This window comes from Reichenbachiella sp. (assembly GCF_039969095.1).
Lineage (GTDB): Bacteria > Bacteroidota > Bacteroidia > Cytophagales > Cyclobacteriaceae > Reichenbachiella.
This window is the reverse complement of record NZ_JBDVOL010000011.1, coordinates 69,449-87,908: the sequence shown is the minus strand read 5'-3', so window position 1 is coordinate 87,908 and position 18,460 is coordinate 69,449. Positions and strand designations below refer to the sequence as shown.

Sequence of the window (18,460 nt, the reverse complement as noted above, 5' to 3'; positions counted from 1 at the left end):
TGCGACAATTTGGTAAACGGTAGATTGCAGGTTTGAGTCAACTTAAATGATGATAAAAATTAATTTGCTTGATCAATACTGCTCATGTATTCATCGAAAGTGCTCAATTTGTCTACATAACCATCAGGCTTCAATTCAATGATTCTATCTGCTACAGTTTGTACAAATTCGTGGTCATGAGAAGTGAATAATACAGTTCCTGGAAAGTCTTTCAACGCATTGTTGAATGCTTGGATAGATTCAAGGTCTAAGTGATTGGTTGGTTCATCTAAGATCAAGACATTTCCACCGGCTAGCATCATTTTTGAGACCATACAACGTACTTTTTCTCCTCCAGATAAGACATTACACATTTTGAAAGTTTCCTCACCTGAGAATAGCATTTTGCCTAAAAACCCTCTGATGTATACTTCGTCCTTTTCACCATCTGAGTATTGTCTCAACCAATCAATGAGGTTTACTTTCTCTTTAAAATATTCTTCGTTCTCATTGGGTAGATAGGCTTTAGTAATGGTCTGACCAAATTTGTACTCACCACTATCTGCTTTGAGTTCCTCGTTCAGAATTTTGAAAAGGGCAGTGGTCGCCATCCCATCTTTGGCTAAAAAGGCAATCTTATCCCCTTTATTTACAAAGAAATCCAAATTGCTAAAAAGCGATTTGCCATCTACTGATTTGGAGAGTCCTTTTACTTCCAATATTTGATCGCCTGCTTCTCTATTTTGATTGAAAATGATGGCAGGGTACCTTCGGGAAGAAGGTTTGATGTCTTCGATGTTGATTTTTTCCAGAAGCTTTTTCCTAGAGGTAGCTTGCTTGGATTTGGCTGCATTGGCACTAAATCTTGCGATAAAATCTTGAAGTTCTTTTTTCTTTTCTTCCGCCTTTTTATTTGCTGAACTTCTTTGGTTTAAGGCCAATTGACTCGACTCGTACCAGAAGCTGTAGTTACCTGTGAATACATTGATTGCATTAAAATCGATATCAGCTGTATGTGTACAAACTGTATCCAAGAAGTGTCTATCGTGAGAAACTACAATAACGGTGTTTTTGAACTCCAACAAAAAGTCTTCCAACCATGAAATGGTATTGATATCCAAATCGTTGGTTGGCTCATCCAGTATTAGTACATCAGGGTTTCCAAATAAAGCTTGAGCTAAAAGTACTCTTACTTTTAAACTACCATTAAGATCTTTCATCAATCGGAAATGATCATCTTCTACGATCCCCAAGCCACTGAGTAACGCAGCTGCATCTGGTTCCGCATTCCAACCATCCATCTCTGCGAATTTTTCTTCGAGCTCGGATGTTCTGATGCCGTCTTCTTCTGAAAAGTCAGGCTTGGCATAAAGTGCATCCTTTTCCTGCATGATCGCCCAAAGCTCCGTATGGCCTTGCATTACAGTGTGGATCACAGTTTCTTCATCAAAGGCAAAGTGATTTTGAGAGAGAACAGCCATTCTTTTTCCTGGGTCAAGAACTACTTGTCCAGAATTAGCAGCTATCTCACCAGATAAAATTTTCAGGAACGTTGACTTACCAGCTCCGTTAGCACCAATTACACCATAGCAATTGCCCTGAGTGAATTTAATATTTACTTCGTCGAAGAGAATTCGTTTGCCGTATTGTAAGGAAATATTGTTTACTGAAATCATATCTACTGAAATTTTGAAGGCGCAAAGTTATTGCTTTTAATGGGCAAAAGAAAAATTAGTTCTAATATTGGCTTTATTCCAATATAGATACGCTCTGAATATGAAAGTAGCAGTTATAGGTGGTGGGGCTGCAGGTTTTTTTGCGGCTATTTCATGTAAAGAACATCATCCTGAGGCCAATGTTTCGATTTTTGAAAAATCATCCAAAACACTAGCAAAAGTGAAAGTGTCTGGAGGTGGACGCTGCAATGTGACTAATGTTTGCGAGCCGCAATCGGATTTTTTGCGTCATTACCCAAGGGGACAAAAACAGCTTAAGAAGACCTTTAACTATTTCAATAGAAATGATACCTTGGAATGGTTTGAAAGCAGAGGAGTGAAGATTAAAGCAGAAGCTGATGGACGTATGTTTCCAATCACGGACGACTCTCAAACGATCATAGATTGTTTGAGAAATGAAGTGGAACGCTCGGGGATATCTTTGTTCAACAAAAAAGGAATTGTAGAATTGAAGCCTCATGCGAATGGTGGATTCGATATGACTTTTGATAATGATATATCTGATTATTTTGATTTTGTAATTGTAGGTACTGGAGGAAGTCCAAAAAATGCTGGATATGATTGGCTTAGAAAGTTAGGTCATTCGATTGTAGAGCCAGTACCTTCTTTATTTACATTCAATATTCCAGAAGAAAAGAAACTCAAGGCTTTAATGGGATTAGCTGTGCCGAGTGCAGTGGTAAAAATTCAAGGAACAAAAATGGTGCAAGATGGACCAGTCTTAGTCACACATTGGGGACTGAGTGGGCCAGCCATTCTCAAGCTTTCAGCTTGGGGAGCTCGTCAGTTGTTTGATATGAATTATAATTTCAAAGCTCAGGTCAACTGGACTGGAGGAATGAACGAAGAAGAACTGAGGCAACAGGTAATGAAAATCGCAGAAACAGAATCAAAAAAGAAAATCTCAAATGCAAAGGCTTTGGATGTACCCAATCGGTTGTGGGAGTATTTGTTTGATAGGATCGAATTGGATGGCCATACGATTTGGGCAGAAGTGAAGAAAAAAGACAAAAATCGTTTGATCAATACTTTGCTTAATGACGAGTACACTGTGGCAGGTAAGACCACTTTCAAAGAAGAGTTTGTGACTTGTGGTGGGGTGGATTTGTCAGAAGTAGATTTTAGCACCATGCAAAGCAGAAAATTGCCAGGGTTGTTTTTTGCGGGTGAGGTCTTGGATATTGATGGTATTACTGGAGGTTTTAATTTTCAGGCCGCTTGGTCTACTGGTTTTGTCGCAGGAAAATTAGCTCAGTAAATTTCTATCAAACCCTAATGTATTTACCATTCGGACAAACTCTGCCTGTGCATTAGCTTTTATTGTAATTTGCTGCTCGGTATATGGGTGTACAAAGCCCAATTCGACCGCGTGCAATAGCATGGTTCCCATTTTCCATTTTTCTAAGAAGAGTTTGTTTTGTTTGTTGCAGCCATGCGGCCGATCTCCAATGATAGGATGAAAAATATGTGCAAAGTGCTTCCTTAATTGATGCATTCGACCTGTTTTGGGTTTGGCTTCTATCCAAGAGTATCTGGAAGTGGTGAATTTGCCATGAGGAACTTCAATTTCAGATCGATCTAAGGTGGTGTAGGCTGTTTGAGCTTCCTGAGATTTTCCCTTGTCGTTGGTAAGTGCATAATCGATCAAACCATCTGCATCAGTATAGCCTCTTACGATTGCCCAATAGGTCTTTTTCATTTCTTCCTTTTCGAAAATTTCTCGAATGGCAGATAAAGCGGATTTATTAAGTGCAAATAGTAGGACTCCACTTGTTTTTCGATCCAGTCGATGTGCTGGATACACGTGTTGCCCCAGTTGATTTCTCAATTGCTGAACTGCGAATAGATCGGTATTGGTGGCAATTTTAGAACGATGAACCAATAGCCCATGTGGCTTATTGATGGCCACATAGTTTTCATCCTGAAATAATATTTCTAAATCTTGTGATTGTTTTTCTATCTCAGTTGTCATTTGATTCATTACGGAAAGACAAACAATAGGCTTCAGGATATAAAATCCATTTTATGCAACCCTTCCTGATCATTGAAGTCTTTGAATAAATTTTAAACTCAAAGTACAAAAATATGAAAAAGATAATCATGCTTATGGCATTCCTATCGGGTACTCTTTTAGGAATAGCACAAAATAAAGAAACTAGGAATCTCGAGATTTTCAATTCAATAGAAGTTGGAGAAGCAATTGAACTCATTATCACACAAGGAGATAAAAATGAGGCCATCGTGGAAGTGGATAATGTAGATCTGGATGAGGTAATTACAGAGATTAGAGGATCGGAATTGAATATTGAAAGAGACTCAAGAGGAAAGAACAATACTAACAACAAAGGTGAAGTAGTGATAAGGTTGACTTACAAAAACATTGATGAAATTTCTGTAAACTCAGCGGCATCTGTCTTTTCTAAATCAAAAATAAAGGCTGAAGAATTTGAAGTAAACGCAAGTAGTGCAGGAACTATGGAACTAGAATTGGAAGTTGCGGATTTGGAAGTAGATGTAAGTAGCGCAGGAAGTATCGAACTGTCAGGAACCTGTACTTCGATGGATTTAGATGCTAGTTCTGCAGGAAACTTTGATGGATATGATTTAGTGTGCAGTACTATTAAAGCCGATATGAGTTCTGGAGGATCAGGTAGAGTATCCGTGAAAGATAGGCTGGAGGTAGATGCCGGAACTGGTGGGTCATTATACTACAAAGGTGATCCAGAAAAAGTACTAGCGGATAGTAATCTGGGAGGAAGAATACAAAAAAGATAGAAATTTTTAATTGTAATTAAGAAAGGGGGTAGTTCTAGAGAATTACCCCCTTTTTATGTTATAAATCTCATGGTAGGTTAGTTCGTGATTTTTGGAACTTTGATGAAAATTGAAATTATGAGAAGACTAGTTTTACCATTCGTTGTAACCCTCGGTTTGTTTAGCTGTGAACCTAATCAGCCAGTTGCTGAAGACCCTTTGGAGAAAAAAATCGATTCGTTAATGTCTAAAATGACATTGGTTGAAAAAATTGGACAAACTGCTCAGCGAGGAACCTCAAGTCGTGTAAAAGGAAAACTGTCAGATGATCTTAAGAATGCTGTGAGAGAAGGAAGAATTGGCTCCTTAATCAATGTGATGAATAAGGAATTTGTGGATGAACTCCAGCGCATTGCTGTTGAAGAAAGCCCAAATGGCATACCATTGATTTTTGCAAGAGATGTTATTCATGGATTCAAAACCATATTTCCCATCCCGCTTGGACAGGCAGCTACATGGAATCCAACTTTGGTGGAAGAAGGCGCTCGAATAGCAGCAGTAGAAGCGAGTTCTTATGGTGTAAGATGGACTTTTGCGCCTATGTTGGATATTGCGCGAGACCCTAGGTGGGGAAGAATTGCAGAATCACCCGGCGAAGACCCATATTTAGCTTCTGCATTGTCGGCCGCTTATGTACGAGGCTTTCAAAGTGAGGATTTGTCGGATCCCACGAGTATGGTCGCATGTGCTAAACACTTTGTTGGCTATGGTGCAGCAGAAGGAGGACGAGATTATAATACTGCTGTTATTCATGAATCACTTTTAAGAAATGTTTATCTACCTCCTTTTCAAAAAGCGGTGGAAGCCGGTGTTCAGACCTTTATGTCTGGCTTTAATGAACTGAATGGGATTCCTGTTTCAGGGAGTGAGTTTTTGCTTGACCAAGTATTAAGACAAGAATGGGGTTTTGATGGGTTTGTGGTGAGTGATTGGAATTCAGTGACTGAAATGATTGCTCATGGTTATTGTAAGGATGAGAAAGACGCAGCTTTCAAAGCGGCTCGTGCTGGAGTAGATATGGAGATGACCAGTCAATCTTTTGAAAACTACCTTCAAGAGTTAATCAGCGAAGGGCAACTAGACATCAATCAGCTTAATCGAATGGTACGTGCCATTCTTAGAGTGAAATTCAGAATGGGATTATTCGATCAACCTTATCGAGTGGATAATGAAGAGTTGATACTTTCTGAAAATCACTTGCGAAAAGCACAAGATGCTGCCATTCAAAGTATGGTATTATTGAAAAACGAGAACGATTTATTGCCTTTAAAATCAACTCAAAAATTTGCAGTCATTGGTCCATTGGCTGAGGCACCTTTAGATCAGCTCGGAACTTGGATTTTTGATGGTGACAAAGAAAATTCTGTCACGTCGCTTACTGCTCTCAATGAAATTTTCGGTAATGGTCAAATAAATTTTTCCCAAGGATTAGATTATAGTAGGGATCGGTCGAAGGCTAATTTTGATAAAGCCATCATGGCAGCTCAGCAAAGTGATGTTGTTTTGTTCTTCGGAGGAGAGGAAGCTATTTTATCCGGTGAAGCACATAGTCGAGCACATATTAATCTGCCAGGAGTGCAAGAAGATCTTTTAAAAGAATTAAAGAAAAAAACAAAAAAGCCTATTGTACTGGTTATTCAAGCCGGAAGACCTATTGTACTAGAGAATATCATATCAGAAGTAGATGCCATACTCATGGCTTGGCATCCAGGAACAATGGCGGGGCCAGCTATTGCAGACATATTGACTGGCAAAGCCAATCCTTCAGGAAGGCTGCCTGTTTCCTGGCCTAAATCAGTGGGGCAGATACCCATTTATTATAATCATAAGCAAACCGGGAGACCCGCCAGCCAAGAATCTTTTGTCGGTATTGATGATATTCCGATTGGTGCGTGGCAGAGTTCCTTGGGTAATGAGTCCCATTATCTGGATGACGGATTTGAACCGTTGTATCCATTTGGTTTTGGCTTGTCCTATTCCAAATTCATTTATACTGATCTGAATATATCCAGTGATTCGTTGGGCAAGCATGACGAATTGACAGTGACATTTGAAATCACTAATTCGAGTAAAAATGAAGGAGTGGAAGTAGCTCAATTATATTTAAGAGATCATTATGGCTCGATTACCAGACCTGTAAAGGAGCTCAAAAAATTTAAAAGAGTTGCTCTAAAACCTAAGGACAAGGTCAAAGTGGAATGGACAATTGATAAATCAGACTTGGAGTATTACAATGCAGAAAACAAACTGGTGGTAGAACCAGGCCAATTCTCAGTTTTTGTTGGAGCCAACGCAAACACTACTCTGAAAAAAGATTTTTGGATTAAATAAGGAAATAAAGATTAAAAGTGATGGACTAAGCCTCCATCACTTCTTTTACAATCTCTTCCAATTGCTCGGGCCCTTCGAATGGCTTTCTGACGTATTTCTTGACGTCAATTTTCAATTCATCCGTCTCATACTCTAAGTGAGAGGATACGATTACAATCTTTGGTTTTTCTTCCAGAGTCGAAATAGTCTCGTAGCCATCTAGATATGGCATTTCTATGTCAAGAAATAAAATTTGAGGTTTCAATTTAGATACGCCTACCGCTCCATCTATTGCGCTGCTAAACGTGCCGACTAAGTCGATGCAGTCAACTTTCTCAGCCAATTTTTTAAAAATTTCAAGATAGACCAAGTCATCATCTATCGCAACGCATCTATATTTCTCCATGAATTACTTTGGTGGTGTAGTGTTAATTAAAAACGCAATTCAATCTTAACCAATTTATTTAACTATTCGAAATTTACTTTCACAAATTAGTTCTTCGTCTTGAATTTTTTCAATACAATCTTGATATGTTTAATTTTTAACAAAGTCTAATTATTTTATGAGCTCTTGCAATATTTCTTTAAATTGCAATAACATTTAACAACAATTACCCCAATTTTATATAATATTCATAATTTAATTGGGATGAATTCAATATTAGCAGAAGTAAAAGAAAGACTTGGAAAACCTTACGAGGATTTTGAGTTCTTACTAGAGTGTTTGAAAGAGGTATTAGTAGAGAATGGTGAAGAAGCTATCGCTAATGAAATTCCTTTTATCAATAAATATCCATTCGAAAACGGTGTTCAGATGTCTGATAAGCATATTCAGATGTACTCACTTGTTTTTCAGTTGGTCAATATGGCCGAGGTCAATGGTGCAGTTCAGCATCGTCGTGCAGTAGAAAATGAGCAGGAGTTCTCTTCAGTGAGTGGCTTGTTTGCCAACAATATCAAAAATTTATTGGATGCTGGGGTGACAGAACGTGATATCCTGGACAAAATGCCTCAAATGCAGATTGAACCTGTGCTTACGGCTCACCCTACAGAAGCGAAGCGTGCGACTGTACTTGATCATCATAGAGATTTGTATTTGTTGCTCGTCAGTCTGGAAAACAAGATGTATTCTGACAAAGAGTTGATGAACATTCGTCACAATGTCAAACTTACATTGTACAGGTTATGGAAGACAGGTGAGATTTATATGGAGAAGCCAGACTTGAGTTCTGAGCTAAGAAATATTATCCACTATTTGGTGAATGTTTTCCCTGAGGTGATCCCAGTACTTGATAGAAGATTGATTCAGGCATGGAAGGCCTGTGGTTTGTCAAAGCAGAATTTACTCGATCATCATAGTTTCCCAAAGATCAGTTTTGGTAACTGGGTTGGAGGAGATAGAGATGGACACCCATTAGTGACAGATACCGTTACAGCCGAAACTCTTGAAATGCTTCGTTTGAATGCATTTGTGGTGGTTAGAAGAAAACTCATTGCCTTAGTTAAACAATTGAGTTTTGCCTGTGAACTCGAGGAATGCAGCCCAGAACTAAAAATTAGAATAGAAGAAATAGTAGAAGAGCTAGGTAGCCTGGGTACAGAAGCGTTGGAAAGAAATAAGGGCGAAGTATTCAGGCAGTTTACTAATTTAATTTTAGCCAAACTACCGGTAGATACACAGCGAGGGCATGCTACTCAACTATCTGAGCAACCAGGTAGCTATAGGTTTGCCTATCAGATGTTGGAGGATTTGGATTTGCTTAAGAAAAGCTTATTGGATTTTGGTGCAAAAGCCATCGCATTTGATGATGTAAATATTACCATACGAAATGTACAGACATTTGGATTTCATTTAGCCAAATTGGACATTCGTCAAAATAGTGCTTTTCATGATAAGGCCATTGAACAGCTTTTACAAGCAGCTCAATTTGAAGAGACCAATTTCTCTGAATGGAATGAGGAAAAAAGATTGGATTTCTTGAATAAGGAGTTAAAATCCAATCGACCATTCACACATCAAAGTGCTGAAATAGGAGAAAATGCAAAGGCGGTTTTGTCTTGCTATCGAGTAGTTGAATCACATGTTTCTAAATATGGTGGTGAAGGAATTGGTTCTTTCATTGTGAGTATGACCCGTTCTTTGTCTGATTTATTGGCCGTTTACCTTTTGGCACGAGAGGCTGGATTGACCAAAGAGGTTTCTGAAGGTTTGATCTGTGAAATTCCGGTTGTTCCGCTATTGGAAACGATAGAGGATCTGGAAAATGGACCTGAAATTTTAGAAGGATTTTTGAATCACGATTTTACTCGACGCAGTCTTGAACATTTTAGAAGTGTAAGAAATTATAAAAACCTTCGCCAGCAAGTAATGGTCGGCTATAGTGATAGTAACAAAGATGGTGGGATCATTGCCAGTCAGTGGAATCTGTATAAAGCACAATTTAAACTAAGTGAGATTGGTGAAAAGAATGGAGTAAAGATTACATTCTTTCATGGCAAAGGAGGCTCTATCAGTAGAGGGTCTGGACCTACTCATTATTTCATCAAAGCACTTCCATATCAAGCCATACAAGGGAATGTGCGATTAACCGAGCAGGGAGAAACTATTGCTCAGAAGTATGAAAACAAAGTAAATGCAGAATACAATCTGGAATTGCTTGTGGCGAATTCTTTGTCCAAAACAATTTTAGATGAAAAAAGCAAACGAGTCTATCATCCATTAGCTAATGTTCTGGATCATTTAGCCAAACGAAGCAAGGAGCACTATGAAGCTTTGACGCATCATAAAGGATTTATACAATTTTTCAGACAAGCAACTCCAATTGATGCTATCGAAACAAGTAAAATAGGATCAAGGCCAGCCAAAAGAACCGGGGCAAATTCTTTAGATGATTTAAGAGCTATTCCATGGGTATTCTCGTGGAGTCAAGCAAGATATCATATGACCAGCTGGTACGGGGTAGGTACTTCGCTAAATAATCTTAAGGATTCGAATCCAGAAGATTATGAAAAATTCAAAAAGGCCACCAAGAAGGATTCTTTTATCAGATACGTTTTGACCAATGTAGACACAAGCTTGGCAGCTACAGATGAAAGTATAATTACGGCGTATGCACAGTTAGTGGAGGACGATGAGGTCAAAAAGGAATTCCTTGACTTGTTCCTTTCAGAACTACAGCTAACACGCGAGTTATTGCTAGACTTGTTGGGTGAAGAAATAGAAGTGCGAAGAGTCAATCATCATTATTCAAACCATTTAAGAGCACCATTGATGGTTCATTTGCATGAAAAACAAATTGACTTGCTCAAACATTGGAGAAGGAAAAAGGCTAGTGGTGAAAATGTGGATGAACTGCAAAGAGAGTTGATGTTGACTATCAATGCAATTGCAAGTGCCATGCGGAATACTGGATAATCACCTTAAGTTTTTTGCATAAAAAAACACATTCATTTAAATGTGTCTTAAGTCAGGCAATTGGATAGGTGGGAAGAGGGGAAGTCTATTTTGAGCTAGTGAGCAACTCAAAATAGACAATTGAAGCAAATATTATGAGGGATCGAAAGATCCCTTTTTTTATGTCTTTGTTAGGAAAAATTGTTGATGTAGGTCTTACATTGATCTTCTCCACCTATAAACATGATGCTATGACCTTTTAATACAACCCAAGATTTGTCCTCCTTGTTGAATTTCAATTTAAGTGATCTGCTGGTTTCTTTAGTTCGAGAAAATAGTGCCTGTAACATCGGTAATTGGTTTAAGTATTTCGGTAACTATAAATTATTATAAAACAAATGTAAATAATCATATTGAATAATGAAAATAAAATGTTGAAAAAGTACAATTGAAGACAAAATATGTGTGAATATTTCTCTTATTAATCTATAAAGTCCAATTAAATGGATTTAAACAGAGTTTTGAGGAAAGAATTTATTTCGAGTTTTTTTCGGAATGTTTATGAGATTCTTTGATTGACTAAACTCGATGGAATCATTTGAACATTCATTTCTGTTATCTTTGTAACTTGTTTATGGAATTTTGAAGGTGAGTCAAAAGTGATTATGAAAGAAGAATTGTTTGATGATAAGATTTGTAAGTTTACTAATTGCTTGGAAGCACTAATGATGAAAATGCAGGAGGCAGACAATACCTGTATCGAGCTTTCCAAAGATATCAGTAAACGTGATTTTACCGTCTTGATTTTTATTGGTAAAAATCAGGATGTCATTATGCGGGATATCGCAACCTATCTTGGTATTCCTGTAAGTACTACTACTGGTGTGATAGATAAATTGGTTGAGAAAGGTTATTTAAAAAGATACCATTCAAAAGAAGATAGACGCACGATTAAAATTGGCCTTAGTAAGTACGGCATGGATTCTTATAATTTGCTCCAAAGTACATTGCACCACATGGGTAGTGCTATGCTCGCGGGTCTGTCTGAAGATGAGCAAAAGAATCTTATACAATTGATGGAGCGTGTAGCTACTAATCTTGTTAATTACGTGCCTACTGCAAAATAACATTTCCATAAATATATATTACGAAATTCGTAATATATTGAAACCATAGTATTTGGTAGTCGTAATAGTCATCCAAACAGGGTGATCTATGACTTTATTGAGTAGAAGCCCACTCATTCAATAACCAGATACTAATGACAAAAGCAATCAATGAGTTCCAGGAAAAGGGACAGAAAAAAGTGATCAGCTTCGCTCAATGGATAATTAAGTGGAGGTGGTTAGTACTAGTAGTGAGTTTAGCAATCACTGCATTAATAGGAAGCGGAGGCCGTAATGTTGGCTTCAATAGCGATTATCATGTATTCTTTAGTGATGATAATCCTCAAATGCTGGCATTCGATGCCTTGCAAAACAAATACACTAAGGATGATAATGTTTTTATAGTAATAGAACCTAAGGATGGGAAAGTATTCACTAGAGAAACGTTAGCGGCTGTCGAAAAACTCACAGCAGATTCTTGGCAAACGCCATATTCCACTCGCGTAGATGCCATTACCAATTTTCAGTATACTAAAGCTGTAGCAGATGATTTGTACGTGGATGATTTGATTCAGCATTCAGCGGAGTATGCGCCAGATCAAATAGAAGCTGTCAAGCAAATCGCCATTGATGAGATTTTGTTGAAAGATCGTTTGATCAATGAAGAGTCAAATCTCACAGCAGTCAATATAACAGTTCAACTTCCAGGAAAAAACATGGAGGAAGGTTCTGAAATAATTGCTCATGTGCGTGACCTTACGAGCCAATTTGAAGAAGAAAATCCAAACTTAAAGACGTACTTGTCAGGTATGATTATGCTTTCAGGCGCATTTCAGGAGTCGGCGTATGGAGATATGCAATCTTTGGTGCCGCTTATGTTTTTAGTGGTCATTTTCACCATTTATCTCACTACTAGAACTTTGAGTGGGACTTTCGCCACATTGTTGGTGATTATTATGTCCATCATGACAGGAATGGGGTTTGCAGGCTGGTTTGGAATTATGCTGACGCCACCATCATCTGCAGCCACTACTATTATCATGACATTAGCTGTCGCTGATAGTATTCATTTGTTGATCACTTTCATGCAAGGCATGAGAAAAGGGTTAGGCAAACATGAAGCGCTGGTAGAAAGTATTCGGGTCAATTTTGTGCCTGTTATGATTACCAGTCTCACTACAGTAATTGGCTTTTTGTCCATGAATTTTAGCGATTCACCTCCATTTCATGATTTGGGGAATATTACATCCGTGGGGATGTTAGGTGCTTTTGTTTATTCGATTTTCACATTACCTGCCCTGATGGCTATTTTGCCTGTAAGAGTTAAAGTGAAAGACACGAGTGGTTCGGAGGGTCAAATCAATTCTTTCTTTGGTCGCTTAGCTGAATTTGTAATCCGCAATGATAAAAAAGTACTGTGGGGTTCAGTGGCAGCTTCATTGTTGATCACTTTATTGATTACTAAAAATGAATTCAATGAAGAGTTTATAAAATATTTTGATCAGGAAGTTCAATTCAGACGAGATACTGATTTTATTTCTGAAAACCTGACTGGAATATACACTTTGGAATTTTCCTTGGGATCAGGAGAGGAAGGAGGTATTAATGACCCAGCGTACCTTAAGAAATTGGAAGAGTTTGAGTATTGGTTGGAAGCTAAACCTGAGGTAGTGCATGTCAGTGCCTTTTCTGAAATTGCTCGACGTATCAACAAGAGCATGCATGGTGATAGTTTGAGCTATTACCGCGTTCCTGATAGTAGGGAAGAGGCCGCTCAATTCTTGCTGCTCTACGAAATGTCATTGCCATTTGGCTTGGATTTGAACAATCAAATCAATGTAGACAAATCAGAAACTAGGTTGATCGCGACCACTACCAACTTATCATCTAAGGAGTTTATTGCTCTTGGAGGAGAAGCAGAAGACTGGCTTCGAGCCCATGCACCTAGTGAAATGTATTCTGACGCTACTAGTACGGCCACTATGTTTTCACATTTGACCAAACGGCAGGTGGATAGTATGATGAATGGCAGTATCGCCGCTTTGATTTTGATATCTGTAATTCTGATGTTTGTATTGAGAAGTTTTAGGCACGGATTGATCAGTTTAATTCCGAATCTCTTGCCAGTCGCAGTTGGTTTTGGCGTATGGGGTGTCACTAGTGGTATTATCAATGTAGGAATCTCGATTGTCTTTGGGATGACATTGGGAATAATCGTAGATGATTCTGTTCATTTCTTGTCCAAGTATCTCAGAGCCAGACGTGAGCTCAACAAGAGCAAAGAAGAAGCAGTGCGATTCGCTTTTGATACGGTAGGCAAAGCTTTAGTTGTAACGACAATCGTGTTGGTAGCCGGGTTTGCGATTCTTGCTCAGTCCAGTTTCGGAATGAATAGTGGAATGGCCAAGGTGACGGTATTGATCATCACATTTGCATTGGCCTTGGATTTCTTACTACTGCCAGCGTTGCTGTTGAACGTTGGTAAAAGTACCAACTCAAAATCCGATGCTCAATCTAATGCTGTAGATGCTGGCCAACTAAGCCCAGCCTAATTACAATAATTCCAAAATGGACCGGACTTAGTTCTGGTTCAACTAATCAATTAATTATGAAAAAGACAATTAAAACAATAGCCTTGTTGTTGATCGGAGGATCTATGACATGGGCCCAAACTCCCGAACAAAAGGGATTGAAAATAGCTCAGGATGCATCTAAATATGATGAAGGATTCGAGAGTTCAGAAGTCAATCTGACCATGACTTTGAAAAATAAACATGGTCAGGAAAGTGTCCGATTTCTATCCAACCAGACTTTGGAATTGATTGAAGATGGTGATAAGTCATTGATTGTATTCAATAGTCCAAGGGATGTGAAAGGTACAGCGACTTTGACCTATACACATAAGGAAGTGTCTGACGATCAGTGGCTCTATTTACCTTCTATAAAAAGAGTCAAAAGAATATCTTCTGACAATAAGTCGGGGCCATTTATGGGAAGTGAATTTGCCTATGAAGATTTATCTTCTCAGGAAGTAGAAAAATACACCTATAAGTATATAAAAGACGATAACATAAATGGTGAAAACGCCTATGTCATAGAAAGAGACCCGGTAGACCCTAAGTCTGGATACACCCGTCAGCTGGTTTGGCTAAACAAATCTAATTATAGACCAGAGAAGATCGAATTCTATGATCGTAAGGATGAATTGCTTAAGACTTTGTCCTATGCAAACTACAAAGTCTATCTGGGCAAGCATTGGAGAGCTGGAGAATTTCTGATGGTGAATCACCAGACAGGTAAAGAAACCACTTTGAAATTTGAAGATTATCGATTCAAAGTAGGATTGGCAGAAGCTGATTTTTCTCAAAATAGCCTGATCAGGGCCGGAAGATAAAATGAACGGTACGAGGAGTTTAGGTTGGTTTATTACTTTACAGCGAGCCATAATGCTCGCTGTAATTGTGTTTTCTAATTTTCAAATGAGAGCCCAATCAAAGGAGGTTTATACGGAATTTTCTGGAAATGTGGGTTTTGAGTATAGGTACTTTATGAATGAAGGACTGTACTCAGGGCAAAAGGATCATTTTCCTGCTTTTAGTATTCAGCCTGAGTATTATGTAGAATGGCAAGGAGGAAAGTATATCCTGAATTTCACAGGATTCGGTCGTGTGGACTTCACTGATCCTGAGCGTAATCATTTGGATATACGAGAACTCTATTGGCAGACGGTTAACAACAAATGGGAATTGAGTGTTGGACTAAAAAAAATCTATTGGGGAGTTACTGAAGCTGCACACTTGGTAGATATTATCAATCAAACGGATAACCTAGAGTCATTTGATGGCGAACAGAAATTGGGGCAGTTTATGCTGCATTATTCATATATGACCAACTTCGGAACGTTTGATCTGTTTGCTATGTCATTTTTTCGTAAAAGGCAGTTTCCAGGAGTTGATGGTAGACTTCGAACACCAGACCCGATTACAGACAGCCAACTAGATTTTGAAAGTGGAATGAATGAAACCAGACCAGAAGGAGCTATACGTTGGTCGCATTATTTTGGTCCGGTGGATATTGGGTTTTCTTATTTCTATGGCAATGGTAGAGAACCAATTGTAGGTATAAATGATGATGGTAGTTTGTTTGGTGTTTATCCTGTGATTAAGCAAGCTGGCATTGATTTGCAAGCTACCACCGGACCTATTTTATGGAAGTTTGAGTCCATTATTAGACGAAGTGATATTCAAGATATGAAAGCGCTCGATGTCGGATTCGAATACACTTTTGGTAACATTGGAGGAAGTGGAATTGACCTAGGACTCTTGGGAGAATACTTATATGACGATCGTGGAGATTTGGCTCTGAGTAGCTTACAAAGCGATGTTTTCATTGGAAGTAGATTAGCTTTTAATGATGTCCAAAGTACAGAAATTTTGTTTGGAACTATACTGGATGTTAACAGAAGTACTCAGCTAATTAGTTTAGAAGGCAGTCGTCGATTTGGAGAGTCGCTTAAAGCCAATCTAGAAATGCGTTTATTTCGTAAGGTAAGTGACGAAGAATTTATTTACTTATTCAGAGCAGATGATTTTCTGAAATTGGAATTAGATTGGTACTTCTAAAAAATGATTAAAGCGATATTCTGAATTGAATATCGCTTTAATCAAATGGTTATTCGTATTTCAAGTTTTCGGCAGGATTAGATGTGGCGGCTCTGAGTGCAAAAAATCCAGTTGAAAGTATAGTTATGACCATCGTAATGAATAGTACAGCTGTAAATATCAAGAAGTTGATTTCTACACTATATTCAAAATTTTCTAACCAGTTTTGAGCGAAATACCAAGCTACGCCAAAAGCAGGCAGTGCAGCTATTCCAACTAGAATTAAGAAATCTCTGACAAGTAAGGAAATCAAACCTGAAACATTGGCGCCCAATACTTTTCGGATGCTGATTTCTTTAGTTCTTTGTTCGGCAGTAAATGATGCCAAACCAAGAAGTCCCATACACGAGATCACAATAGTCATCAGAGAAAATCCTAAAAATAGATTACCTCTCAATTGGTCAGTTTCGTATTGCTCTTGAAAGTCTTCATCTAGATAAGCATATTCAAAAGGTAAATTAGGAAAAACCTCTTGCCAGCTATTCTCGATAGTCGCTATGGAACCCTGAGCGTTTTTATCAATTTTGACAACGACATTACCATTGTTCAAATTTGGAAAAAACAGCAAAGGCTCAATTGGATTGTATAGTGACTGTTGGTGGAAGTCTCGAACTACACCAATAACTTTGAAATAGGAAGTCGTGTCTGGCCCACCCATAGATTGAAATCTTTTGCCCATAGGCTCGGACCAATTGAACCTTTTGGCCATAGCTTCATTGATAATCACTGAAGTGGCAGTATCTGAAGGGAACTCACGAGAGAAATTACGCCCTTCAATAAATGGAATGCTTAGAGTCGGGAAGTAGTCGTAATCGACAGAATACATATTGATTCCTTTTTCGTCAAACCCACCTTCTTCGAGCTCAGCTCTCATTAAATTTTTGCTAAAGCCATTACCTGGAATTGATCCAGTAGTTGCAGCATTTTTTATATTAGGATCTTGTAAAATACTACTTCTTAGTACATCCCATTTTCTTCGCTGATCACCATTGGTGAAGTTGAATGTAACTATTTGATCCTTATCAAATCCCAAATCCTTATTGCTGACAAACTGCATTTGATCATAAATGATTCCCGTGCCTATTAACATGAATATGGAAATAGAGAATTGAACCACAACTAACGTTTTTCTTAGAAACGCATTACCTGAACGTTTGGATTTGCCTCCTTTCAATACTTCTGCAGGGAGGAAGGCTGACAAATAAAATGCCGGGTAGCTTCCTCCAAATATTCCTGCTACGATTAAAATAGAAAGCATGATTATTAAGATGACGGGATTACCCAACATTGAAAGTTGCATGGATGTACTCAAAGCATCATTGATGATTGGAATTGAAATTAATACGATGACCAGACTTAGTAGAAATGCACTAAGTGTAATTAGAATTGACTCTGTTAAAAATTGCCCGATGAGAAGTTTGCGTCCGGCACCCATCACTTTTCTTATGCCCACTTCTGTGGCTCTTTTTACAGACCTTGCAGTAGCCAAGTTCATATAGTTTATACAAGCTATAAAGACCATGAAAATACAAACGGCAGAGAAAATGTATATGTATGTGATATCTCCTAAAGGCTGTGGTTCGCCCTGAAAATCAGAATACAAATGGATATCTTTTATGTTTATCAGTTCATATTTGATTTTAATATTAAACTGCTCAAATATTGGAGCCACATGTTCCTGAATTATTTCATCAAGTTTGGTTTCGAATCGAATGGGATCGGTTGTTGGGTTTAATAACACATAAGTGTAAATATTAAAGCCTCCCCAATTTTCATTGGCCATGTTCGGTCTATTATCAACTGATATGAGCGCGTCAGCAATAATATGAGAGTTTTTGGGCATGTCTTTATATACACCTGTGACTTGAAAAAGATCTCCACCATCAACCCGAAGGGATTGACCTATGGGATTGGCTCCTTTAAATATTTTGTCAGAAATTGTTTTGTTAATTACAATGGATTTAGGTGCATCAAGAGCAGTTTCCTGATTACCTAATATGAATTCAAATGTGAATACATCAAATACCGTTGAGTCTACATTAAAGACTTGTTCCTCGAAGTAACTGATGTCATTAATTTCCAATTCTGTTCTGCCATTATCTGAGAAACGAACATATTGATCTACTTCAGCAAATTCAGTAGTTAGTTTTCTGCCTAGTGGATTTTGTGTAACGGCCCATTTGAATGCGTCATCTGTTTCTTTAATATCCGAGCTGACTCTATATATGAGATCCGCTTTTTCATGGTGATTGTCGAAGCTGAGCTCATTGTATAAATAAAGCACTATGATTAGACTGGATGAAATACCCAGTGTAAGACCAATAATGTTTAGCGTAGTGTAACCTTTTTGTTTGGATAAATAGCGTAATGCTGTTTTGAAATAGTTTGTGATCATGATTTGAAGTTCTTAGCAAGCTGGATTAGTCAACTAATATGCCATAAGCTTAAGTGCCATTGAGT

The 18,460-nt window shown here is 38.1% G+C and carries 13 protein-coding genes; 8 read left to right on the top strand and 5 right to left on the bottom strand.

Features of this window, described 5'->3' with window-relative positions:
- Nucleotides 1-59: 59 nt before the first annotated feature.
- A complete protein-coding gene (locus ABJH98_RS08930; RefSeq protein WP_348307318.1) occupies nt 60-1,655 on the bottom strand; it encodes an ATP-binding cassette domain-containing protein in 1,596 nt (531 codons plus the stop codon).
- Between the two features lie 100 nt (nt 1,656-1,755).
- On the opposite strand from ABJH98_RS08930, the gene ABJH98_RS08925 reads away from it, so the two are divergent.
- A complete protein-coding gene (locus tag ABJH98_RS08925; RefSeq protein ID WP_348307317.1) occupies nt 1,756-2,973 on the top strand; it encodes an NAD(P)/FAD-dependent oxidoreductase in 1,218 nt (405 codons plus the stop codon).
- On the opposite strand, the gene ABJH98_RS08920 is transcribed toward ABJH98_RS08925, so the two are convergent.
- The gene (locus ABJH98_RS08920; RefSeq protein ID WP_348307316.1) at nt 2,962-3,687 is read right to left on the bottom strand and encodes a pseudouridine synthase; all 726 of its coding nucleotides are present in this window, start codon (nt 3,685-3,687) and stop codon (nt 2,962-2,964) included. The genes ABJH98_RS08925 and ABJH98_RS08920 overlap by 12 nt on opposite strands.
- Before the next feature lie 113 nt (nt 3,688-3,800).
- Between ABJH98_RS08920 and ABJH98_RS08915 the strand changes: the two genes are divergently transcribed.
- Nucleotides 3,801-4,490 (top strand): head GIN domain-containing protein, encoded by a 690-nt coding sequence (locus ABJH98_RS08915; RefSeq protein ID WP_348307315.1) that lies wholly within the window; start codon nt 3,801-3,803, stop codon nt 4,488-4,490.
- A 117-nt stretch (nt 4,491-4,607) separates the two neighbouring features.
- Nucleotides 4,608-6,860 carry a beta-glucosidase BglX gene (gene bglX, locus ABJH98_RS08910; protein WP_348307314.1) on the top strand — a complete coding sequence of 751 codons (2,253 nt, stop codon included), beginning with the start codon at nt 4,608-4,610 and terminating at the stop codon, nt 6,858-6,860.
- A 25-nt stretch (nt 6,861-6,885) separates the two neighbouring features.
- Here the strand turns inward: bglX and ABJH98_RS08905 are convergent, their stop codons facing one another.
- Nucleotides 6,886-7,245 carry a response regulator gene (locus tag ABJH98_RS08905; RefSeq protein WP_348307313.1) on the bottom strand — a complete coding sequence of 120 codons (360 nt, stop codon included), beginning with the start codon at nt 7,243-7,245 and terminating at the stop codon, nt 6,886-6,888.
- Nucleotides 7,246-7,488: 243 nt separating this feature from the next.
- Between ABJH98_RS08905 and ABJH98_RS08900 the strand changes: the two genes are divergently transcribed.
- Nucleotides 7,489-10,254 carry a phosphoenolpyruvate carboxylase gene (locus ABJH98_RS08900; RefSeq protein ID WP_348307312.1) on the top strand — a complete coding sequence of 922 codons (2,766 nt, stop codon included), beginning with the start codon at nt 7,489-7,491 and terminating at the stop codon, nt 10,252-10,254.
- Between the two features lie 170 nt (nt 10,255-10,424).
- On the opposite strand, the gene ABJH98_RS08895 is transcribed toward ABJH98_RS08900, so the two are convergent.
- Nucleotides 10,425-10,583 (bottom strand): hypothetical protein, encoded by a 159-nt coding sequence (locus tag ABJH98_RS08895; protein WP_348307311.1) that lies wholly within the window; start codon nt 10,581-10,583, stop codon nt 10,425-10,427.
- Between the two features lie 315 nt (nt 10,584-10,898).
- Between ABJH98_RS08895 and ABJH98_RS08890 the strand changes: the two genes are divergently transcribed.
- From ABJH98_RS08890 to ABJH98_RS08875, 4 genes are all read left to right on the top strand, one after another.
- Nucleotides 10,899-11,360: a MarR family transcriptional regulator gene (locus tag ABJH98_RS08890; RefSeq protein WP_348307310.1), complete on the top strand. Its 462-nt coding sequence runs from the start codon at nt 10,899-10,901 to the stop codon at nt 11,358-11,360.
- A 134-nt stretch (nt 11,361-11,494) separates the two neighbouring features.
- Nucleotides 11,495-13,891: an MMPL family transporter gene (locus ABJH98_RS08885; RefSeq protein ID WP_348307309.1), complete on the top strand. Its 2,397-nt coding sequence runs from the start codon at nt 11,495-11,497 to the stop codon at nt 13,889-13,891.
- 56 nt (nt 13,892-13,947) lie between these two features.
- A complete protein-coding gene (locus tag ABJH98_RS08880) occupies nt 13,948-14,733 on the top strand; it encodes an outer membrane lipoprotein-sorting protein (RefSeq protein WP_348307308.1) in 786 nt (261 codons plus the stop codon).
- 85 nt (nt 14,734-14,818) lie between these two features.
- Complete coding sequence (locus ABJH98_RS08875) at nt 14,819-15,961, top strand: hypothetical protein (protein ID WP_348307307.1); 1,143 nt, start codon at nt 14,819-14,821, stop codon at nt 15,959-15,961.
- A 49-nt stretch (nt 15,962-16,010) separates the two neighbouring features.
- Here ABJH98_RS08875 and ABJH98_RS08870 read toward each other — a convergent pair whose 3' ends face one another.
- On the bottom strand, nt 16,011-18,395 hold the full coding sequence (locus tag ABJH98_RS08870) for an ABC transporter permease (RefSeq protein ID WP_348307306.1): 2,385 nt from the start codon (nt 18,393-18,395) through the stop codon (nt 16,011-16,013).
- Nucleotides 18,396-18,460: the final 65 nt, after the last annotated feature.